General features: G+C 38.5%; 22 protein-coding genes and 1 tRNA gene. 6 read left to right on the top strand and 17 right to left on the bottom strand.

The genetic code is table 11. The annotated features are described in order from the left end of the window. Positions 1-13 precede the first annotated feature (13 nt). The 7 genes from RG571_RS05895 to rpoN all read right to left on the bottom strand — a co-directional run bounded on the left by RG571_RS05895 (position 14) and on the right by rpoN (position 8,741). Positions 14-1,153 (bottom strand): ArgE/DapE family deacylase, encoded by a 1,140-nt coding sequence (locus tag RG571_RS05895; protein WP_258430323.1) that lies wholly within the window; start codon positions 1,151-1,153, stop codon positions 14-16. A 398-nt stretch (positions 1,154-1,551) separates the two neighbouring features. After that, a complete protein-coding gene (gene eno, locus RG571_RS05890; protein ID WP_002292812.1) occupies positions 1,552-2,850 on the bottom strand; it encodes a phosphopyruvate hydratase in 1,299 nt (432 codons plus the stop codon). A gap of 115 nt (positions 2,851-2,965) precedes the next feature. Next, positions 2,966-3,721, bottom strand: coding sequence for a triose-phosphate isomerase (tpiA, locus tag RG571_RS05885; protein ID WP_002292815.1), 756 nt, complete (start codon positions 3,719-3,721; stop codon positions 2,966-2,968). Positions 3,722-3,824: 103 nt separating this feature from the next. Next, positions 3,825-5,015, bottom strand: coding sequence for a phosphoglycerate kinase (locus RG571_RS05880; protein WP_002319589.1), 1,191 nt, complete (start codon positions 5,013-5,015; stop codon positions 3,825-3,827). Positions 5,016-5,124: 109 nt separating this feature from the next. Further along, positions 5,125-6,126: a type I glyceraldehyde-3-phosphate dehydrogenase gene (gene gap, locus RG571_RS05875; protein WP_002292818.1), complete on the bottom strand. Its 1,002-nt coding sequence runs from the start codon at positions 6,124-6,126 to the stop codon at positions 5,125-5,127. A 40-nt stretch (positions 6,127-6,166) separates the two neighbouring features. Next, entirely contained in the window at positions 6,167-7,204 is a 1,038-nt protein-coding gene (locus RG571_RS05870) for a sugar-binding transcriptional regulator (RefSeq protein ID WP_002295134.1), read from the bottom strand. 202 nt (positions 7,205-7,406) lie between these two features. Then, entirely contained in the window at positions 7,407-8,741 is a 1,335-nt protein-coding gene (rpoN, locus tag RG571_RS05865; protein ID WP_258430326.1) for an RNA polymerase factor sigma-54, read from the bottom strand. Between the two features lie 59 nt (positions 8,742-8,800). Here rpoN and RG571_RS05860 point away from each other — a divergent pair. Next, positions 8,801-8,872 (top strand) — tRNA-Arg (locus RG571_RS05860). Positions 8,873-9,063: 191 nt separating this feature from the next. Here RG571_RS05860 and RG571_RS05855 read toward each other — a convergent pair. The 5 genes from RG571_RS05855 to RG571_RS05835 form a co-directional block, all read right to left on the bottom strand. Continuing rightward, the gene (locus RG571_RS05855; RefSeq protein ID WP_258430328.1) at positions 9,064-9,948 is read right to left on the bottom strand and encodes a polysaccharide deacetylase family protein; all 885 of its coding nucleotides are present in this window, start codon (positions 9,946-9,948) and stop codon (positions 9,064-9,066) included. Between the two features lie 78 nt (positions 9,949-10,026). Next, positions 10,027-10,926, bottom strand: a complete 900-nt coding sequence (locus RG571_RS05850) for an RsiV family protein (protein WP_002304565.1) — start codon at positions 10,924-10,926, stop codon at positions 10,027-10,029. 16 nt (positions 10,927-10,942) lie between these two features. Then, on the bottom strand, positions 10,943-11,449 hold the full coding sequence (locus RG571_RS05845) for an RNA polymerase sigma factor (RefSeq protein WP_002338997.1): 507 nt from the start codon (positions 11,447-11,449) through the stop codon (positions 10,943-10,945). A gap of 188 nt (positions 11,450-11,637) precedes the next feature. Next, positions 11,638-12,258: a DNA-directed RNA polymerase subunit delta gene (rpoE, locus tag RG571_RS05840; protein WP_002292825.1), complete on the bottom strand. Its 621-nt coding sequence runs from the start codon at positions 12,256-12,258 to the stop codon at positions 11,638-11,640. A 75-nt stretch (positions 12,259-12,333) separates the two neighbouring features. Then, positions 12,334-12,771 (bottom strand): DUF1934 domain-containing protein, encoded by a 438-nt coding sequence (locus RG571_RS05835; RefSeq protein ID WP_002338998.1) that lies wholly within the window; start codon positions 12,769-12,771, stop codon positions 12,334-12,336. Between the two features lie 162 nt (positions 12,772-12,933). Between RG571_RS05835 and RG571_RS05830 the strand changes: the two genes are divergently transcribed. The 3 genes from RG571_RS05830 to yidA are packed head-to-tail and all read left to right on the top strand — an operon-like array spanning position 12,934 to position 15,943. Continuing rightward, on the top strand, positions 12,934-13,764 hold the full coding sequence (locus tag RG571_RS05830; protein WP_308947536.1) for a lipoate--protein ligase family protein: 831 nt from the start codon (positions 12,934-12,936) through the stop codon (positions 13,762-13,764). Continuing rightward, positions 13,748-15,115, top strand: a complete 1,368-nt coding sequence (locus RG571_RS05825; protein WP_002295121.1) for an HD domain-containing protein — start codon at positions 13,748-13,750, stop codon at positions 15,113-15,115. The genes RG571_RS05830 and RG571_RS05825 overlap by 17 nt, the downstream gene beginning before the upstream one ends. Positions 15,116-15,133: 18 nt before the next feature. Then, positions 15,134-15,943, top strand: coding sequence for a sugar-phosphatase (gene yidA, locus RG571_RS05820; protein WP_002295119.1), 810 nt, complete (start codon positions 15,134-15,136; stop codon positions 15,941-15,943). Positions 15,944-15,985: 42 nt separating this feature from the next. On the opposite strand, the gene RG571_RS05815 is transcribed toward yidA, so the two are convergent. After that, the gene (locus RG571_RS05815) at positions 15,986-16,429 is read right to left on the bottom strand and encodes an NUDIX domain-containing protein (RefSeq protein ID WP_002295117.1); all 444 of its coding nucleotides are present in this window, start codon (positions 16,427-16,429) and stop codon (positions 15,986-15,988) included. A 133-nt stretch (positions 16,430-16,562) separates the two neighbouring features. Between RG571_RS05815 and RG571_RS05810 the strand changes: the two genes are divergently transcribed. Beyond that, positions 16,563-16,934, top strand: coding sequence for a VOC family protein (locus RG571_RS05810; RefSeq protein ID WP_002295115.1), 372 nt, complete (start codon positions 16,563-16,565; stop codon positions 16,932-16,934). Between the two features lie 168 nt (positions 16,935-17,102). Here the strand turns inward: RG571_RS05810 and RG571_RS05805 are convergent, their stop codons facing one another. Both RG571_RS05805 and RG571_RS05800 read right to left on the bottom strand, forming a co-directional pair. Continuing rightward, positions 17,103-17,885, bottom strand: a complete 783-nt coding sequence (locus RG571_RS05805) for a PhzF family phenazine biosynthesis protein (protein WP_258430329.1) — start codon at positions 17,883-17,885, stop codon at positions 17,103-17,105. Continuing rightward, positions 17,882-18,853, bottom strand: coding sequence for an ornithine cyclodeaminase family protein (locus RG571_RS05800; protein ID WP_002338999.1), 972 nt, complete (start codon positions 18,851-18,853; stop codon positions 17,882-17,884). The genes RG571_RS05805 and RG571_RS05800 overlap by 4 nt, the downstream gene beginning before the upstream one ends. 91 nt (positions 18,854-18,944) lie before the next feature. Here RG571_RS05800 and RG571_RS05795 point away from each other — a divergent pair, with 91 nt between their 5' ends. Further along, a complete protein-coding gene (locus RG571_RS05795) occupies positions 18,945-20,339 on the top strand; it encodes a PLP-dependent aminotransferase family protein (RefSeq protein ID WP_002319821.1) in 1,395 nt (464 codons plus the stop codon). Between the two features lie 191 nt (positions 20,340-20,530). On the opposite strand, the gene RG571_RS05790 is transcribed toward RG571_RS05795, so the two are convergent. Together RG571_RS05790 and RG571_RS05785 are read right to left on the bottom strand one after the other, a co-directional pair. Continuing rightward, a complete protein-coding gene (locus RG571_RS05790; RefSeq protein ID WP_308947784.1) occupies positions 20,531-21,886 on the bottom strand; it encodes a TrkH family potassium uptake protein in 1,356 nt (451 codons plus the stop codon). A gap of 29 nt (positions 21,887-21,915) precedes the next feature. Continuing rightward, positions 21,916-22,551, bottom strand: coding sequence for a V-type ATP synthase subunit D (locus tag RG571_RS05785; RefSeq protein WP_002339000.1), 636 nt, complete (start codon positions 22,549-22,551; stop codon positions 21,916-21,918).

Here is a 22,551-nt window from a genome sequence, read left to right as displayed (position 1 = left end):
TATTAAAAAAATCTTACGCTAAGTAGGATAAAATAATTCCTTGATATTTTTCGATCATATCCAAATAATTATCGATTTCAACATACTCATCTACTTGATGAGGCAAAGTAACGACACCAGGCCCAAAGACGACAAAGTCGAAGGAATGGTTAGCTTTCGTAAATTCGGCTACATCCGTTGTTGCTGCCGCTCCAACTAAAGGTAATGGCTGGCTGAATTGTTGCTGAATGCAATGAATCAAAGGAGAATCTGGATCAGCTTTGACAGGTATTTTGTTGTAATCGATCATCAATTCCAAATGATAGTCTGTCTCTTGATTCAATTCATTGACGATTGATTGCAGCAATGCAATGATTTTATCATTTGGGTATTCTGGAATCGATCGAATGTTCCCTTGGAGCTGCGCATGGCTTGGGATGCTGTTGACTTGATTCCCGCCACTGATCAATGTAATATTATGGATTGTTTTTCCTAGGACAGGATTCTCGATTGTTTCAGCGAGGTGATTCATTTCAGCATTTGCTTTCGTAATGAATTCATTTAGGTGATTGATTGCATTATAACCTTGGTCTGGCATAGAGCTATGCGCTTCTTTTCCGTGCGAGGTGACTGTATAGTTGATTGATCCCATGTGCGTATACATCAAACTGTAATTGGTTGGCTCTCCGATGATCAAGGCATCTAAGTCATCTACATAGCCTGCTTTCGTGAGCTGTTCCCCACCTAGTTCACCCACTTCTTCTCCGACAGTGGCTAATAATTTGACTGTTCCGTTAAATGGTTTTCCTGACTCTTTCAATTCGATCATGGCAATCACCATTGCTGCCAAGCCACTCTTCATATCTGTAGCACCACGTCCGTACAAACGGTTCCCATGGATTTCTGCTGCAAAGGGTGCATAGGTCCAAGACGATTCATCACCAGCCGCCACGACATCCATATGCCCAGATAGGCCTAACACTTTTCCTGATTGGCCCTTTTGGTAACGAGCAATCAAATTATCTCTACCATCTCTGTAAGAAACAATCTCTCCTGTTATGTCATGCTTTGCCAAAAGCTTATTCAAATAGGCTGCTACTTCACCTTCGTTTCCATTCACTGATTTAATTCGGATGTTCTCTTGTAAAATCGCGATTTTTTCTTCTTTTTTCATCTAATCCTCTCCCTTGCCATTTCTTTTTATTGTATTTGAGTGTGCTCGAATTTTCAAATAGGAGCAACCAAAGTAAAAATGAAGAAAGAGAGCCACTTTATGAAAAATATGCTGCTACTTCCCTCCTATTTTATTTATACGAGAGGACTTGCTCATAGATTCCTATTCTACTGTTCTATCCTTAAAAGCTCTTATATGATGCTAGTTATTGTTAGCTTTCCTTTTTCAAGGATGATCTTTTCTTGTACCATTCTTTGTAAACATCATATACAGAAGCTAGTTGCAAAAAAACTCTCTACCTGCTGATATTTCAGCAAGTAGAGAGTTCGATTACTTAACTAAGTGATCATACTCGACTATCTTTCAATAGTCGATCATGTATCTTCATTAGAAAAGAATTATTTGTTTTTTAAGTTGTAGAAAGATTTCAAACCTTTGTATTCTGCAACTTCACCAAGTTGGTCTTCGATACGTAGTAATTGGTTGTATTTAGCAATACGGTCAGTACGTGATAGAGAACCAGTTTTGATTTGGCCAGCGTTTGTTGCAACAGCGATATCAGAGATTGTTGAATCTTCTGTTTCACCAGAACGGTGAGATACAACTGCTGTGTAGCCAGCTTCTTTAGCCATTTCGATAGCTTCGAAAGTTTCTGTTAATGTACCGATTTGGTTCACTTTGATAAGGATTGAGTTAGCAATTCCTTTTTCGATACCTTCAGATAATTTTTGAGTGTTTGTTACGAACAAGTCGTCACCAACTAATTGAACTTTGTCGCCTAATACGTCAGTTAATTTCTTGAATCCGTCCCAGTCGTTTTCGTCTAATCCGTCTTCGATTGAGATGATTGGATATTTAGAAACTAATTCTTCGTAGAATTTGATCATTTCGTCAGTTGTTTTTTCGCCTTCGCCTGAATCAGCTAGTACGTAAACACCTTTTTCTTTGTCGTAGAATTCTGAAGAAGCAGCATCCATAGCAAGAACAACGTCTTTACCAGGTACATAGCCAGCTTTTTCGATTGCTTCGATGATTACTTCAAAACCTTCTTCGTTTGAACCAAGGTTTGGAGCAAATCCACCTTCGTCACCAACAGAAGTTGCTAATCCGCGAGCTTTCAAGATTGAAGCTAATGCGTGGAATACTTCAGCACCCATACGTAGAGCTTCTTTGAATGTTGGAGCGCCAACAGGCATGATCATGAATTCTTGGAAGTCGATTGAGTTATCAGCATGTGATCCGCCGTTGATGATGTTCATCATTGGTGTTGGCAATACTTTTGTGTTGAATCCGCCTAGGTAGTGGTATAAAGGTACTTCTAGGTAGTCAGCAGCTGCACGTGCAACAGCGATAGAAACACCTAAAATAGCGTTCGCACCTAATTTACCTTTGTTAGGAGTTCCGTCTAAAGCGATCATAGCTTTGTCGATAGCCATTTGGTCACGAACATCGTAGCCAATGATTGCTTCAGCAATGATGTTGTTTACGTTGTCGACAGCTTTAGTTACACCTTTACCGCCATAACGAGCTTTGTCTCCGTCACGTAATTCAACTGCTTCGTATTCACCAGTTGAAGCACCTGAAGGAACCATTCCGCGGCCAAAAGCTCCGCTTTCTGTGTATACTTCTACTTCGATTGTTGGGTTACCACGTGAGTCTAAGATCTCGCGAGCGTAAACATCAGTAATAATTGACATGTTTTGTCTCTCCTTTGAGTTTGTTTTTTCCTAAGGGATTTCCCTCATATATGATTTTAGTTAATTTTGCTCATTAGTGCAAACATTTCTTGCATTTTTCGCAAATTTTCAACAATTATTTTACAGCGTCTAACAATGACAAGAATGAATCTGCTTGCAAGCTTGCGCCACCGACTAAAGCACCGTCAACATTTTCTTTTGCCATGTATTCAGCAATATTTTCTGGTTTTACAGAACCGCCGTATTGGATACGAACTGCTTCTGATACTTCTTTTCCATAAAGTTTTTCAACTGTTTGACGTACAACTCCACAAATTTCGTCAGCGATTTGTGCGTCAGCTGATTTACCAGTACCGATTGCCCAGATTGGTTCATAAGCAATAACCATGTTTGACACTTGTTCAGCTGAAAGATCAGCTAAACCAGCTGTAATTTGTCCTTCGATCCATTCAGCAGTTTTGCCTGCTTCATAGGTTTCTAAAGATTCGCCGCAGCATAGGATTGGTGTCATACCATTTGCAAAGATAGCTTTCGCTTTTTTATTGATGTCTTCGTCTGTTTCATGGAAATATTCACGACGTTCTGAATGTCCGATGATCACATAATGAACACCTAGATCAGCAAGAGCTGCTGGTGAAGTTTCACCAGTGAACGCACCTGAGTTTTCCCAGTAGCAGTTTTGTGCTGAGATTTTTAGTTCTGTACCTTCAGCTGATGTCATTAATTCTTGTAAGAATAATGCAGGAGATCCGATGACTGAATCAACTTTGTCATTTGAAGGGATTTTGTTTTTTACTGCTTCAGCAAATTCTTTTGCTTCTGATGCAGTTTTGTTCATTTTCCAGTTACCTGCGATAATAGGTTTACGCATTGAGGAACACACTCCTTAATTTATTGAAAAATGGCTAGGGAGTCATGAAAACTCCCTTCACCTTTTGATCGATTACTCGTCAGAATTGAGCAAACTTGGTCGTTTATTTATCGTTGATTGCTGCTAGTCCTGGTAATTCTTTACCTTCAAGCAATTCCAAGCTTGCGCCGCCACCTGTTGAGATGTGTGTGAATTTGTCAGCAAATCCTAATTGTTCTGCTGCTGCAGCTGAGTCTCCGCCACCGATGATTGTTGTTGCGCCTTCTAAGTTAGCGATTGCTTCACAAACACCGATTGTACCTTTAGCAAAGTTACTCATTTCAAATACACCCATAGGTCCGTTCCAAACAACTGTTTTTGCACCTTGTAATGTATCAGCAAATAATTTTACTGATGCTGGGCCGATGTCTAAAGCCATCAAACCATCAGGAATGTCTCCTTCGATTACTTGTGTTTCAACATCATTTGAAAATTCTGGTGCACAGACATTGTCGATTGGCAAGACAAGTTTGTCGCCTGCTTTTTCGATTAATTCTTTTGCTAGTTCTACTTTATCAGCTTCTACTAGAGAGTTACCGATCTTGATTCCTTTTGCTTCGTAGAATGTGTAAGTCATTCCGCCACCGATCAAGATTTTATCTGCTTTAGGAATCAAGTTTTCGATTACGCCGATTTTATCAGAAACTTTTGCGCCACCAAGGATTGCAATCATTGGGCGTTTTGGTTCTTCTACTGCTTCACCGATGAACTTGATTTCTTTTTCCATCAAGAATCCAGCAACTGTTGGGATACCAGTTGAAGCGATACCTACGTTAGAAGCATGCGCACGGTGAGCTGTACCGAAAGCATCGTTAACAAATACATCGCCTAATGAAGCCCAGTATTTACCTAGTTCTGCATCATTTTTGCTTTCTTTTTTACCGTCAATATCTTCAAAACGTGTATTTTCGAATACGACAACGTCGCCGTCATTCATGTTGCGGATTGCTTCTTCTAATTGTTCTCCGCGAGTTTCAGGTACGAATGTTACTTCTTTACCTAATAATTCGCCTAGACGTTTTGCAACTGGAGCTAAAGATTTTCCTTCTTTATCTTCTTCTGTTTTTACACGTCCAAGGTGAGAGAAAAGGATTGCTTTTCCGCCTTGTTCTAGAACGTAGTTGATTGTTGGCAATGCTGCTTTGATACGAGTGTCGTCAGTGATCACGCCATCTTTCAAAGGAACGTTGAAGTCAACACGGACAAGAACTTTTTTGTCTTTTAAATCGATATCTTTCACTGTTTTCTTAGCCATTTTATTTCCTCCTGAATAAACTTATTATCAAAAAAAGCGGAAGAAGCGCGATTGCTTCCCCGCTTTTAAATGTACATGTCTATAATTTACACTTGTACGTTTGTCTATCTTATAAGTTAGCGAAGTATTCTAAAGTACGTACTAATTGTGCAGTGTATGACATTTCGTTGTCGTACCAAGCAACAGTTTTAACTAATTGTTTGTCGCCAACTGTCATTACTTTAGTTTGTGTAGCATCAAATAATGAACCGTAAGTCATACCAACGATATCTGAAGAAACGATTTCGTCTGTGTTGTATCCGTAAGATTCGTTTGAAGCTTCTTTCATTGCTGCATTGATTTCGTCAACAGTTACTTCTTTTTCAAGAACTGTTACTAATTCTGTTAATGAACCTGTTGGTACAGGAACACGTTGAGCAGCTCCGTCTAATTTACCGTTCAATTCAGGAATTACTAAACCGATAGCTTTAGCAGCACCTGTTGAGTTAGGAACGATGTTTGCAGCAGCAGCGCGTGCACGGCGGAAGTCACCTTTAGGATGAGGTCCGTCTAGAGTCATTTGGTCACCTGTGTAAGCGTGGATAGTTGTCATTAATCCTTCAACAACACCAAATTTGTCGTTCAATGTTTTAGCCATAGGAGCTAAACAGTTAGTAGTACATGAAGCACCTGAGATAACTGTTTCTTTACCAGTTAATGTTTCGTGGTTTGTGTTATAAACGATTGTTGGAACATCGTTTCCGCCAGGAGCAGAGATAACAACGCGTTTAGCACCAGCTGTTAAATGTTTTTCAGCTGCTGATTTAGAAGTGAAGAAACCAGTACATTCTAGAACGATATCTACGCCTAGTTCGCCCCATGGTAATTCTTCTGGGTTGCGGTTAGCTAATACTTTAACTTCTTTTCCGTTTACGTTGAATGAACCTTCATGAACTTCAACTGTTCCGTTGAAACGTCCTTGAGTTGTGTCGTATTTTAACAAGTGTGCCAACATTTTAGCATCTGTCAAGTCGTTGATTGCTACTACTTCGATTCCATCTACATCTTGGATACGACGGAATGCTAGACGTCCAATACGTCCAAAACCATTAATACCTACTTTAACTGTCATTTAAGATTTCCTCCTTATGAAAATCAAAAAAATATTTATTTTAAAGGGTTACCCCTTTTAAAATCTCATTTGCAGCAGCTTCATCAGTGATGAGCCACGTTTGTTTTGGTGCATTTTTCATATAAGCTCGAATTGCTTTGGCTTTTGATTTTCCGCCCGCGATTGCCATGATGATCGGGACTTTTTCCAAATCTTGCAATTCTATGCCGATTCTAGGGACCTTATAAACGACTTCACCTTTTTCATTGAAAAAATAGCCAAAAGATTCCGCAACAGCATTTGCTTGTTTCAGCATGACTAATTCTTTTTCAGTCATCTTACGACGTGCTGCCATGTGTAATGCACGCCCAATACTATGAATAACACAATTCGCTTCACTAATCAAGTTTAAGACTTCTTGGATAGATGGCTCATTGAGTAAAGAATTGTAAGTTGCCAGACTTAATTGTTCCGGAACATAAAGTGCACGGTGGTTACCGTTTGCTTTAGCAGCCATTCTTGCACTGACAGAATTTGCCTGTACAGTTATCGCTTCACCAATCCCGCCTCTTGCAGGGACAAACAGGTTATGCCGTTTCTTATTTTCCAGATTAGACAATTGTTCGGCTACTACAGCCATAGTAGTTCCTCCCATCACAGCGATTATATTCTCGCCTTCTGGAAGTAGTCGGTCTAGGGCTTCGCTCAGCGCTTCGCCGAATGCATCAGCCACTTTGGTCTGCTCTTCGCTGTTTCCTGAAACAACGATACAGCGTTGGTTACCAAAATATTCTGCCAACTGTTGTTCGGTTTGATGCGTACCTAAAAGCTGATCCATGAAGTTTTCAAGGCTTTGATAAACTTCTTCGCCCTTAGTTGTCAGCGTCATACCGCTTTTTGAGGTGTCGATCAAATTCAGATTTTTCAAAAGGTCTGTTTCTGTTCGTAATACTCGTTCTGTGATCCCCATACTTTCCGATAAACTTCGACGTCCAATCGGCTGCATCCAATAGATATTTCGTAAAATTTTATAGCGTTCTTGTAACACTTCGATAATATCTGGTGCAACAGATTCAATCATTTTTATTTCATCCAGCATAGCGATCTCCTTAGTTGGACACTTTACGTCCAATGTAGACTTAAAACGACCCGTATACGATAAAAAAAGAAATTAACTATTCAAATTTCACATCAATAAAGGGAAATCTCAACCTCACGACTGTAAGTCTAACAGTTTTTCTCTCGTTTTTCAACTAAAAAGACTAGAAAAAGTGAAATACTTTTTCTAGTCTTTTGACTGATTAGTTATCATAACGTTTTCTTTTTGATGAACTCGGGATTCCTAATAAATCACGATATTTTGCTACTGTTCTTCTTGAGATTACTATCTCGTCTTTTTTCAGCAATTCAACCAATTTCTGGTCAGACAACGGCTTGTTTTTGTCTTCTTGATTGACTAATTCCTGCAACTTTTTCTTCGCTGTATCTGCTGAAAGGTCTTCTGTCTGTTCTGTACTATTCGTAGGAATTCGTGTAGTGAAAAATTTTTTTAATTCAAATACACCGAAATCTGTTTCCAAATATTTCCCGTTGACTGCACGACTGACCGTGGATTCATGCACATCTATCTCAGTTGCAACTTCCTTTAACGTAAGAGGCTTGATTGGACGTTCCTTGTCGATAAAGAAAGCTTTTTGCCGGGAAACAATGACTTGAGCAACCCGCAAAATTGTATCCCCACGTTGTAGGATCGTTTTCTTCAACCATTCGAATTCCTGTTTCCGTTCTTTTAAATAATTTTCAGTTTCTTTATCTGCTTGTTGTGACATTTGTTTGAAGTAACTCTCTTGAAAGCGTATATTTGGCTGATTTTTTCGGTTTGAGATAACTTGTACATTTTTATCGTCGTCCACTAATACCCGGACATCAGGAATAATGTACAATTCGCTGCTACGGTCGAAAATCCGGCCAGGGCTTGGACTCAACGTTTGTAAATAGTCGAATATCTGCTGAACAGCATGTAGATCAACAGAAAAACGTTGTGCGATTTCTTTCCATTTTCGCTCCACCAGTTCCTCAAAACATTCTTCCAACACGATATAAGCTAATTCCGGCGCATAATCATCTCGTTCTGTTTGAAGCATGAGACATTCTTGCAAACTACGTGCACCTACTCCAGCTGGTTCTAATTGCTGAATCAGAGTCAACGCATCGAGCATTTGGATAGGCGTAGCTCCAATCTCTTTTCCGGCTTCTTCTAAACTAATCGTCAAAAATCCGTTCAAATCGATGTATTCTACAAGATAAAGAACGATTTTCCTCAAAAAAGTATCTCGGTAATTCAAATGGACTTGTTCGATCAATGAATCAAATAAAGACCCTTTTGTATCAGGAATCTGATTTAGGTAATTTGTCTCTTCTCCTTCATAAGAAGATGAAGAAGCTTTTATGTAATCTGGCTGCCATTCCGGCTCAACAACTTCCACCAATGGATTTTCCATTGCTTGATTCTCAACGAATGCCAACAGCTCCTCAATGTTATATTGTAAAACTTGGATGGACTGTTGCAACTGTTGCGTCATGGCTAGTTTCTGTGTCTGCTGCTGTTTTTGTGAAAAATTTTGATCAAATTTCATTTTTTTGTCCAATCCCCTTGTAATTTTTTATCTGTTTAGTTACAATTATCCCAGTGCTTGCGTCCTTAGTGTAGTGGATATCACGTAAGATTCCGGTTCTTGAGACGGGGGTTCGATTCCCTCAGGACGCGTTCTACTGCTATTTTAGCATAATTTACGAATAGTTGCTTCTTTATTTTTAAGTGAAAACTGTCCGCCAAAGAAAATTGGTGGACAGTTTTTTGTTGTATCTGTATAGATATTGTTAAGCCTTTGCAAGTAAGGTAGTTATGTGTTCAACTACTTATTAAAATGTGTTATTTATTAAAGATACTTGTCTCACTTACTGAACTGGCCGATGATCGTTTCTGCCATAATAGTTCTCGACAGCCGTTGGATGCCCTAATAAATCGCCAACTGTCGTGATGCGATAGCCTTGCTCTTTCAGATAATCGATCACTTGAGGAACGGAACGAATCGTTTCAGGATAGATATCATGGAATAAAATAATTGCCCCATCGTATACTGTCGCTTGGATCTTCTGCAAAATCAAATCAGGATTTCTTGTCTTCCAATCTTCTGAATCAACAGACCATTCGATGATCGGTCGCTGGATGATCGTTGCCCCTACATTCGTGACAGAACCATAGGGCGAACGAACAAAAGCGGGGGTTTTGCCAGTGACTTTTTTGATCTCAGTGTCTGCTTTCGTCACTTCCTCCGTCATCGACTGGGCAGAAAGAGTGGCCAGATTCTGATGATCGTATGTGTGATTGCCAATCTCGTGCCCTGCTTCAGCTGTCTGCTTCACGATTTCAGGATGCTGCGCCGTATTTTCTCCTAAGACGAAAAAAGTGACATGCACGTTTTTTTCTTTTAAGATTCGCAGAAGCTGCGGCATTGTGGTCGCTCCTGGTCCATCATCAAAGCTGATTGCGACGCTTTTGACAGTCGGGTCTTGGATTGCTTCTGTACTGTCTTGTGTTGATTGTGATGACTGACTTTGTACCTTTTCCGCTGATTCTTGAATGGCTTCTTTGACGTTAGCTGTTTCAGTTGATTGGCTTTTAATGGTTGATTGTTCTGATTGTTTGAAAGATTGTGACGAATGCTCCGAAGAGTGTGTTTGTCCTTTTACTTCGGTGATCAAGGAGGCCACCGAAGTAATTTCGAAAAACAAAAGCACGGATAAAGCAATAATACTGATAACTAAATAATTTCTTTTCACTATATCTCTTCTTTCTCTTCTTATTATTTACTTGTACTTACTTGAAAATTGAAACTGCTAGTCGCAACTACTTCTCGTCTAATGATCCAAATAATCTTCCGATGCCAAAATCGTTTTTGTCACGGACTTAGGAATGACAAATTCTGGTGTACCCATATAACCAGGAGCAATTTCGTATTGAGAAAAAGTCAAAACTAATTGATGCTCTTTGTTCAAATAAAAACTTCGTGTAGGCGTAACAAGTGTTGGTTTTTCTATCGTCCCTTCTTGAATATCTTGCTCAGTCCAATAGTACTTAGATGGATCTTCCTTGACTTGTTCGGCCATCTGCCGTTTGACTTCTTTTGTCAAAACAGATAGATAGGTGTCATCTTTGAATAAAAGTGGAAGTGAGAGCTGGACACTGTTTTTCTTGTCGATTGTGTCGTATCTTTTTTCAACATGGCTATCTGCTGCTGTTTGGGTGATCTGCCTTTCAATCACGAGAAACCGGTTATCGTCTACGATTTTCTGATAATCTCCCAAAACTTGGTAATGATCCGTTTCAAAATTTCCATATTCTTTTTCAGCTTTTTCAAAATCTGCTTGTCCTTCGCGAAAGTATTTTTGATTTAATCCATGAATCGTTTTATTTTCTTTCTCATTTTGTGTATTGATCTTCGGTACCTGAATATCGATTTTTTCAGATCGATCAGTAAAGCGTTCGCCTAAGATCAATTCAATGACTGATCCTAAGATGGGTAAATCTTCTGCAAAGCTTCGAACTTGACTATTAAAAAGAAGGCTACTTGTTGTAATCATTACGATAGCCAAAGATACTCCGAACCCTTGGAGACGTCTCTTTCTCCGCCTTGCTTTTATAAATGATTGCTCTTCGATAATAAAACGCTGGCGGATCTCCTCTTTAAGCCCTTTGGGAATTGCTTGTTCTTTATAAGTTTTCTTTAGTTTTTTTAAATTTTCTTTTTGGGAATACATGGCACTCTTCTCTCCTTCATTCTAGGATTTGACGTAAAGCATTCAATGAGCGGTACATTTTCGTTTTAACTGTGTTTTCATTCATATCCAAGATAGTTGCAATTTCTTTCAAACGAAATCCTTCAAAAAAGTAGAGGATCAGAATCTCTTTTTCCGGACTGTCTATTTTATCTAAAATCATATGGAGCTCTGCAACGGAAATTTCTAAAGGTAACTGTTGGGGGATATCTTGAATTTCAAATAAGTCCACAGGCGTCCTTTTTTGTCTGCGCCAACTATCTAATGCCGTGCGGATCAATATCCGATAAAACCATGCACTAAAATGCTCGATCTCTTTTTCTTTTTCAAAATAGTTCAGGGCTTTATGAAAACTATCTTGCATCACATCTAAGGCCTCTTCTTTATCATGTACGTAATTCATCGTGATACGGAACATTTTTTGATAATCAGTTTCGATGAGTCCATTCAGCAGGTGACGGTATTTTTCGATCTGCCGTTTTTTCTTATATCCAGTAAAAATCATTCTCCACTCCTTTCTGCCTCACTTAATATGACGTACAAGGTGCGCTAAAAGTTTCAATTTTTTTATTTTTTATGTATTTACTTGGGATTTTTATATACAAAAAAGAAGGTGTGACAAAAATAGTGTCACACCTCCTTATTCTGATAGGCTGATCGTCTCTGTCACAACCGCTCGTAAGAAAATAATGTTTATTCTTTTTCAGAGTCAGAAAATTCTTCCTCTTCATAATCTTCATCATCATCGTCTTCGTCTATGATACTTAAATCTTCTTCGATATTTCCTGGCAAGTCTTCTTCATCATCTGTCGGGTCATCTGCTCCGATTTCTTGCAAGTCAGAATTATAAGCAGCGATTTCTTCATCTTCATCATCATCGTCATCAAACAGATCATCGTCATCTTCTTCTGTCAGATCTGTATCTTCTGGGTCATCGTCATTGTAATCGATCGCGTCTTCATCATCATTGATAAAGGCGTTGACTTTCTTGCGTTTACGGCGACGTGGAGTATCTTCATCCTCTTCGTCCATTCCATGGTTTACTTCTTCATCGATCGAATCGATAGCATACCATGAACGCAAGCCCCAACGATTATCCCCTAATGAGATAAAGCTGCCGTCAATATTCAAGTCAGTATAAAATTGTGCGAGTGAATCACGAATTTCACTGTCTGATTTCCCAAGATAGTTTTGGATCTGGTTAGCTAAATCAGAAAAATCCATGACATCGCCACGTTGTTCTAAGATCGCGTGTGCTACTTCGATCATTGATAATTCGCTTTTGTTTGCACCTTCAAATACACTAATTTCCAATCAGGACACGTCCTTTCACAGTCTACTCCTTATCATACAAAATCAGACACAAAAAATCAAACTTTTCTTTTATATTTACGCTGTAAAATCCAAGTTCAAATAATATTCGCCGATTTTTTCCGGTCCCATGAACAGATCATAATCGATTCGAACCTTCCCTGCTGTGGGACGGTCTTTCAAACTAACATGCAGTTCTTTCGTAAAAATAGCAATCTGGATCATACCGTATGGTGTTCGATAGGATGTTTCTAACCGTTCTTTATAGCCAAATTTCAAACGCATCCGCATTTCTCCTGCACGGATCAGCTGTACATGACCATCTGGAACTAATTTGATCGTTACAGGAATCTCATCGCCCGTCTCCTCCTGAATCTCTTTATAACGTATGTACAGCGTATCGCCAATTGTCACCATTTGCCCTTTCAAATCAAAATAAAAATCTTGCACTTCCCCTTGCTGTTTTACTTTTGTACGCAATTTGATTGAAATCGGTGTTCCTTGTGATAATTCCATTATTCATTCTCCTTTACTTCTCATAGCTACATTGTTCCTAGTTTCTTTTGTTTTGTCAACCAACTTGTCCATTTTTACAGAAAACCTTTTTTCCAAAACAACTCTTTGATTTTAGAGTATAATATTGTAGAAAATATGAATTTATACAAAGGAGCCGGTTGAATGAACCCTGCGATTCGACTAGATCAGCACATTTATCAAAAAAACGACTTTTCCCCTTTTGCATTAACAGATATATTAACGGAATATTCTAAAGAACACCAGCAAATCTTTTTACATTTCTGGCAATATGACTGCACAGTCATCTTAGGTATGAAGGATGTTCGAACTCCTTTTCTAAGTGACGGGATCCAAACACTGAAAGATGCAGGTTACGCTCCAGTGATCAGAAATTCAGGTGGATTAGGGATCGTATCAGATGAAGGAATTTTGAATATTTCTTTGATTTTCCCCCAAAGTGACACAAAAAAAATAACCATAGATGACGCTTACGAGCAAATGCTCCTATTGACTAAATACGCTTTTCCAAAGGCACCGATACAAGCATTCGAAATCACCCATTCTTATTGTCCTGGAACTTATGATTTAAGCATCCATGGCAAAAAATTTGCCGGTATCGCTCAGCGTCGGATCAAAAATGGGATTTCTGTTATGATGTACTTAAGTGTCAACGGTAATCAGGAAAAACGCGGGCAAGTCATGAATCGATTTTATCAATCTGCTTTAAAAGAAGACTTTGGTACAAATGGCTATCCTGCAGTGGATCCTGCTACAATGGCAACACTTGAAGAACTGCTTGACCAACCCCTTTTTGTAAAAGAAGTCAAAGAAGCATTTGCAAAAGCTTTTGAAAAGCTATATTCTGCAAGTGATTTACAGGATTCTACCGACTGGCTAAAAAAAGAAATCCAGCTGGAGCAATGGAACAACCAAATCCAGAGAATGGAACAACGTAATAACATAAAGGAGCTACATTATGACAACCCCTTATAAATATCAAATGCTGCCTATGGAAAAAGTTTTTCGTGATCCAGTCCATAACTATATCCATGTCCAGCATCAAGTAATCTTAGATTTGATCAATTCGAAAGAAGTCCAACGTCTACGACGCATTAAACAATTAGGCACTTCTTCTTTCACTTTTCACGGAGCAGAACATAGCCGTTTTACTCATTCATTAGGCGTTTATGAGATTTCAAGACGAATCTGCGATATCTTTTCTCGAAATTTTTCAAAAGAAAAAATAGGCAACGGAGGCTGGGATGATCAGGAACGGCTGGTGACTTTATGTGCGGCACTGTTGCATGATGTCGGTCATGGTCCTTACTCTCATACATTTGAACATATCTTCCATACGAATCATGAAGCCATCACTGTAGAGATCATCACTTCTCCAGAAACAGAAGTGTATCAGATTCTTAACCGAGTAGAAGAAGGTTTTCCTGAAAAGGTAGCTAGTGTGATCCAAAAAACTTACCCCAACCCACAAGTTGTCCAAATGATTTCTAGTCAGATCGATGCGGATCGAATGGACTATTTGCTTCGGGATGCTTATTTCACTGGAACAGAATATGGAACATTTGATCTTACCCGAATATTACGTGTGATTCGTCCTTATGAAGGCGGGATCGCTTTTTCCATGAGTGGCATGCATGCAGTGGAAGATTATATCGTTAGCCGATATCAAATGTATGTGCAAGTGTACTTCCATCCTGTTTCCCGCGGTATGGAAGTGATTTTGGAGCATCTGCTTCATCGCGCACACGAGTTGTATCAAGAAGATGCCAGCAGTTTTGAACTCCATTCTCAATTACTTCTGCCATTTCTTGACGGAAGCTTTACTTTAGAAGAATACCTCAAACTTGATGATGGGGTCTTGGGCACTTACTTTACTCAATGGTCTGAATCTGCTGATCCTATTTTAAATGATTTAGCTAAACGTTTTTTGAATCGTAAACCACTGAAATCTGCTACTTTTTCTGGCAACCGGGATTCAAAATTAGTCCAAGAACTCACTTTGTTAGTAGAAAAGGTCGGATATAATCCTGTTTATTACACTGCTGTGAATTCTAGCTACGATCTACCTTATGATTTTTATCGCCCAGAACAAGGCAGACATCGCACACAAATCGAGATTTTGCGAAATGACGGAACTTTGATAGAATTATCACAGGTTAGTCAGCTTGTTGCTGCATTAGCGGGACAAGAACAAGGAGATGAGCGATTTTTCTTTCCAAAAGAAATGGTTGATCCGTCCTTGCGTGATCATTATGATTTATTTGACGAAACTTATCAAGAATTTGCCAGCCATATCCGTAATGGCGCATTGATTGAAATAAATTAAAATATATTGGAGGAAATTATGTCTATCAAACTAGTCGCTATCGACATCGATGGTACTTTATTAAATGAGAAAAGAGAAGTAACAAAAGAAGTAAAAGAAGCGATTGCCGCTGCTGTTGCAAAAGGTGTTTCGATCGTTTTATGCACTGGCCGTCCCTTACCAGGTGTCCAGGAACAGTTAAACGAGTTGAACCTTTTTCAAGATAATGATTACGTTATTACTTATAACGGGGCACTCGTACAACAAACGAAATCAGGTAAAATCATCGCCCGTCACGGACTGACTCATGAAGATTTCCTAGAGATCGAAGTGATGGCACGCCGTGTCGGCAGTCATCTCCATTCGATCGATGACAAAGCGATCTACACGCCTAATCGAGATATCAGCGCTTATACGATCCACGAAGCAAGTTTAGTCAAGATGCCGCTAAAATATCGAACACCTGAAGAAATGACACCAGACATGAACATCGTCAAAATGATGATGATCGACGAACCAGAAATTTTAGATGCAGCAATTGCGCGTTTACCGCAAACTTTCCGTGATAAATACACAACGGTCAAAAGTGCGCCCTATTACTTCGAAGTACTAAATAAAGAAGCAAGTAAAGGTGCGGCAGTTGCGAATCTCGCACAGCACCTTGGTATTGATCAAGATGAAATCATGGCTATCGGAGATAACGAGAACGACTTATCCATGATTGAATATGCTGGTCTAGGAGTAGCAATGGGAAATGCCGTTTCTCTTGTCAAAGAAGCAGCAAATGTCATCACTTCATCAAACGACGAGCACGGTGTAGCTGAAGCAATCAAAAAATATGTACTGTAATAAATAAAAAAACTGAGAGAAAGCTGATCTACTCGCTTTCTTTCAGTTTTTATTTTTTTCGATCCATCTCTCGACTGCCCATCGGTGGCTACCACGTTTCAATTTCACAAGCGCTTCTTGAGGGCTCACCCACCAAATTTTATTGGTCTTTTCAGTTGGTTCTCCTATACGCTTCCAAGAATCAGCAACAAAGAAATATCCTGGATTATAATAATAAGTTGCACGATAATTTGAGTAAAAATACTCATCAGCTTCTCCCAGATAAGAAGAAATTTCTGCCACAATTCCCATTTCTTCTATCAGCTCACGGACAATCGCTTCTTCTTTCGTCTCTTCTCCTTCAATTTCCCCTCCAGGAAGAAAAAAAGCACCATTTGGAGCCTCGATTACTGCAATCTGCTGATCTCTTTCTATGACAATATATGCTGCATAACGGGTTTGATAATCAGCAAATTGCTTTTTTTCACCAAAAATTGGTTTATCCATGAATAGTTTCCACCTTAACAGTTTTATTTTCTATCCATTTTACATGAGAAATTTCTCATGAACAAGCACAAATCAACTATTTCCTTACTTCTTTTTGTTATGATTGAGTAAAAGGAAAAGGAGAGATGAATCTATGAAAATGGCTCACACATGTGTTCGAGTGAAAGATCTTGAAGCATCAATCGAATTTTATCAAAAGGCATTTGGTTTTGAAGAAAGCCGCCGCCGTGATTTTCCAGAAAACAAATTTACACTTGTTTATTTGACACTTCCTGGGGATGACTATGAATTAGAGTTGACTTACAACTATGATCATGGTGCGTATGATCTAGGAGACGGCTATGGTCATATCGCTATTGCAGCTGATGATCTAGAAAAATTACACGAGCAACATAAAGCTGCTGGTCTTGAGATTACTGACTTAAAAGGATTACCTGGCACTGCGCCTTCTTACTACTTTGTCATTGACCCTGATGGTTATAAAATCGAAGTCATCCGAGGATAGTTAGTATGGGGCATTTTACTCTTAATTGAATAAAAAACAAACACCAATAATTAAAATGAGACGCAAACTTTTCATTAAATTGAAAAAGTTTGCGTCTTTTTTTAACAACCATTGTAGCTATAAGGCTGCCACTCTCCACCAATTTATTTTTAATTCATTTGAAAGAAATCAAATAAACGAGGTACCTTTAGAAAACAAAACTGCTTTTCCTCCTATTATCACACGATCTTCTTTTAATTCACATTCTAGATCCCCGCCCCTTGATGACATTTGATAAGCTGACAATTTTGTTTTATTCATTCTTTCTGCCCAATAAGGAATAAGATTAGAATGTGCTGATCCACATACTGGATCTTCATTGATTGTTAATTTTGGAAAGAAGGTTCTAGAAACAAAGTCTTTTTGCACACTTTCTGCTGTCACGATGACTCCTATTCCTAATTCAAAATTTTTGATAGCTGTAAAATCTGGCTGCAATTTAGCCACCGTTTTTTCATCTTCTAATACGAAAAATAAATCACGTGCTAAGTAGGCTTCTTTAATCTTAGCCGCAATTGCTTCTTCATATTCAGTCAATATCGGCACTTTTTTCGGCATAATACTAGGAAAATCCATGTAATAATAATCTTTAATTCTTGTCACAAATAGATTACCGCTTTGAGTAGAAAATTTAATCGTTTCATCAGGTATTTTGTAATAGTTAAATAAAACAAATGCTGTTGCTAATGTAGCGTGACCGCAAAGATCGATTTCTCGATCTGGCGTAAACCATCTAAGCTCAAATCCTTGATTTTTCTTCACTGTAAATGCTGTTTCAGATAAATTGTTTTCAATGGCAATTTTTTGCATCGTACCTTCTGGCAGCCATTCTTCTAGCACATAAACCGCTACTGGATTTCCTTTGAACACCTCATCTGCAAATGCATCAACTACGTAATAATCTAAGTTCATTTTAAAGCCCCTTTCTCTAATTTGTTATAAATATATTCTGCACAACAAAGATCTTCAATAGCTAGACCAACTGCGTCGAAAATCGTCGGCCTCGATTCTCCTTTATAAAATGTTTTTTTCTCAGAAACTAATTCGCCTAATGTACCAACAATACAAGATTCCTCTAAATCTCCTTCTGCCATGGCTATAAGCAGGTCCCCGCTTTCTGTTAAGGCAGCTGAGTAATCATCTACATAGATTTGAGAAGTTTCCATCAACGATGTACTTATCTCTCTTGTATCAGGAGTAAATGTGCCCACAGCATTGATATGTGCGTCTTCCCTTACCCACTCTTTTTGAAGAAATGCCTCTTTACTAGAGGTCAACGTACAAATGATTTCCGCTGGACGTACTGCATCTTCTACTGATATTGCATTTATAAACGTTATTTTAGGATACTGTTTTTTAGCTTTAGCGATAAAAGTATTTCGTCTTTCTTCTAAAATATCGTAAACAAACACTGTAGTGATGGGACGAATGGTAGAAATCGCAGTCAAATGCGACAATGCTTGTTGACCAGCTCCAATTAAAGCAAGTGTTTCTGCATGCGGATTTGCTAAGTAATCTGTTGCCAGCGCAGATACAGCAGCTGTTCGAATCCAGGTGACTGCATTTGCGTTTATCAATGCTTTGGGTAGTCCGTTTTGAGCATCAAACAAGAAAATCTCTCCTAAATGAGAAGGTAAATGATACTGATGATTATCCGGAAAAGCGGTAATAACTTTTGTTCCAAAATATCTGTTCTCCCCCAAATAAGCAGGCATCATCGCAAACATATTTTTGTCTTTTCCGTCAGGTAAAATTTCCATCAATCGAGGATTTTGGCTGATTTTACCACTTTCATAATCAAAAAAACATTTTTTCATTACTTGAATCGCTTCTTCAAAACTAAAAGAAGCTACTACTTCATCAAAATTAATAATTTTCATAGACAATTCCCTCCTCACAAAAGATTAACTTCTAAAATCAATACAATCAATGGTAAAATTGTATGGTATACAATTTTAAGGAGTGGAGAAAATGCCTATTAATTCTTATGACAATTACCCGTTAACTTGGCGACCAGACAAACAAAAATTGAAGCGTCCTTATTATCGATCGTTGATTCAACAATTAGAACAAGATATTTTAAAGAATAAATTACAGAAAAACACTCAGTTACCCTCCCAAAGAGAGCTAGCTGATTATTTAGATTTAAATTTTACTACCGTTGGCAAGGCTTATAAATATGGAATTGAGAAAGGTTTGCTGTATACGAATATTGGAAGTGGCACATTTATTTCTCCCAATGTCTTTGAGTCCATCACCATCTCTAGCAATGAAGTAACCGAACATATCATTGATTTTGGTCTGGTTAGTTCTTTTGAAGAATGTAATAAATTCGTTGTCCCGTTTATTCAATCAACTAGTAATAACCCAAATCTTGTTGGTTTGCTTAATTACCAAGATCCCAAAGGCACAAATTTTCAATTGACTACTGCAGCAAATTGGTTAAAAACTCAAGGAGTCATTCCGTCCTTAGAATCTCTATCTATTGTTTCCGGTGTTCAAAATGGATTGGCTATCACACTTTCTGCACTTTTCTCTCCAGGTGATAGAATAGCAACAGACCGATATACATACGCTAATTTCATTGAATTGGCTCAGTTATATCATTTAGAGATCGTTCCAATTGATTTTGACGAGCAAGGAATGCGACCTGATATATTGATTCAGGAATGTAGAAAAAAGAAGATTCATGGTGTCTTTCTTATGCCTTCTTGTAATAATCCTATAGGGTTTCAAATCTCTCACAAAAGACGAGAGCAATTAGCCGAAGTGATTGAAAAAGAAGGTCTATGGGTTATTGAAGATGATATACATTCATTTTTAACAACTTACTATCAACATACGATCATTCCTCCTTTCCAAAAATTATTACCTAACCAAACAATCTACTTAGCTGGAATGACAAAATTTATTTGTTCTGGATTGCGAGTTGCTTATCTTGTAGTTCCAGTACATGTCCAAAGCAAGATAGAACAAGCAATTTTTAATATAAATGTGAAAACTTCTGGATTAGATGTGGAAGTCATCACTCAAATCCTCCATTCAAATGAAGCAAATAGGATCTTAGAAACTAAATTAAGTCTTACGAAAAGAGCCAATCAGCTTTTTGATTCTCTTTTCAAAGTAGAAAAACCAACGAATCGTGTCCCTTACTATCGAATTCTTCCAGTTGATCCTGAGATTGACCCTAAGATAATTGAGAATGACTTTCTTGCTAACGGTATCCGACTTTATCATTCCAGACGCTTTACTACACGTGCGCAACCAGATGCATTCGTTCGAATTTCCCTATCCTCTAATAACCTTGAAATTTTAGCTTCTGGACTAAGTATCGTAAAAGAAAAAATAAAAAAATATGAATTATAACCTATTGATAAATAAAGGAATCAAATCTTATTGATTCCTTTCAATAAAAAAAAGGCACTACCCGAGGTTCAACAACGGGTAGTTCCTCAAAAAATAAACGAACATTTTGCACTTAAAGTATCCAAGAAGCAAGAAAAATTATTTTATTTTCTTATTTTACTAAATCACTAGATTTCTGTCAGAAGATGAAATTATCCAATCATGACACTTTCTTCTGGATATTTGTATTTTGATTGTGTTCTTTGTGCTTTTGTCATCAGAGAGAAGACCACAGTCAATACACCAACTCGTCCAATGTACATAAGCGCTATAATGATCAATTTCCCTATTGCAGTCAAGTCTGGCGTCAATCCCATCGTAAGACCTACTGTACCAAATGCAGAGAAGACCCCAAAAGCAATATATTCGATGCCAGAAGTTTTAGGTATCGTTTCAGTCACCGATAAAATCATGATGGCGACTACACACAACGTCAACGTAACAAAAAATAAAGTAAGTGCCCGCAACACTGCGCCTTGTCGGATGGTACGGCCAAATGCTTCCGCTCTCGTACGTCCTTTAAGCATCGAACGCATCTGGATCAGCAACACACCTAACGTAGTTGTTTTCAATCCGCCGGCCGTCGACCCAGATGTTCCGCCGATGTACATCAAAAACATCGTTAAAATCAGACCTGCATGGCTCATATGGAGGTAATCAACTGAATAATATCCAGCCGTTCTAGGTGTCACACTCATAAAAAAGGTGTTTGCCAATCGTTGAAACATATTCCCTTCCACTAGCGTTGCCCCATTGCGCTCTGTGAAAAAGAACACAACGAATCCGCCTAATAAAAGGGTACCTGTAACGGTTAATGCGATTTTTGAATGAATCGTCATCTTCTTTTTCTGATGATATTCCAGTAAATCACGCCATACGATGAAGCCTAACCCACCAGAAATGATCAAAGCAGATACCACCATGATCAAATAAACATTTTGCTGGTGATTGGCTAAACTGTCTCCTAACAAATCAAACCCTGCATTACAAAAACTAGAGATTGCATGGAACAAACTGTACCAGATACCTTTCAACCAGCCAAATTCAGGCACAAATACAAAAGATAAAGCAACCGTACCAATCAATTGGATCACAAAGGCCAATTTTAGGATGTAAAGCATGAGCTTCATCACACCTGATACTTCTTCTAGATTCAGCGCTTCTTTTAATATAATACGTGTGCTGAGACTGACTTTCTTCTTTATCAATGCAAAGCATAGAATCGGAACCATCATAAAACCAAGACCGCCGATCTCAATCAAAAGCATGATCAAAAATTGACCAGCACTGTTCCAATGCTCTGCTGTATTCAATGTTGTCAATCCCGTTACACAGACAGCAGAAGTTGCAGTGAAAAGCGCATCGATAAAATTTGTCCCATGCCCACTATTACTAAAAAATGGTAGGGTAAGTAGGCCGCCGCCAACTAAAATCAGGAGAAAAAATCCTAATGCGAGAAGCTGAACAGCCGGCAAGCGTTTCTTTATTTGTTTGCTTTGTTTAATCATCGTTTTCCTCTTTTAAAAAAGGATACCACTTAGTCAGTGGTACCCATATTTTTTACTTTGATCAACCTTGTTACTTCTGCGCGCTCGTTTTCTTCCAGCTTCATACGAATATAATAGATCGTTTCTTCTAATTGAGGGATCGTCATATATTCTAATGCATTGACTCGCCGACGTGTCTTTTCGATTTCACTCGCCATCAGTTGACAAGTTTTTTCGATTTCTGTCAGTTCCAAAAGTTTTGGAAGCAGGGTAGTAAACCGATCGATTGACCGATCCAGTTCGGCACTGGAATTCAAATACCCGTATTCCAAAGGTGTGTCTGTCAGCTGTTCATCATATTCAAAATTCATCACAGGTACTTTTACACTCATGATATTTTTGTCTACGATAGACAAATCAACCTTTTCCGCCGGCAAAACAAATAATTCTTCGATGAAAGGCTCCGTGATCGAAGCATTTGCCAATACAAAATCAGACATTGCTTCTGTCATAGACTCTTCCATTTCTTGACGCAGCTGGTTGTTCTTTCGAATCAACAGGATGAATTGACGCATCAGTTCATCTTGCTTATCTTTTAATAATTTATGCCCTCTTGTGGCAGTTGTCAACTGTTTTTTCAATCGAGTTAATTCCATGCGGGTCGGATTCACATTCAATCGTGCCAT

Origin of the sequence: Enterococcus sp. FR204 (assembly GCF_031143325.1) — a bacterium.
GTDB classification, from domain to species: Bacteria; Bacillota; Bacilli; order Lactobacillales; family Enterococcaceae; genus Enterococcus_B; species Enterococcus_B faecium.
The sequence above is the reverse complement of the archived record's forward strand: the minus strand, read 5'-3'. Positions and strand labels throughout refer to the sequence as shown.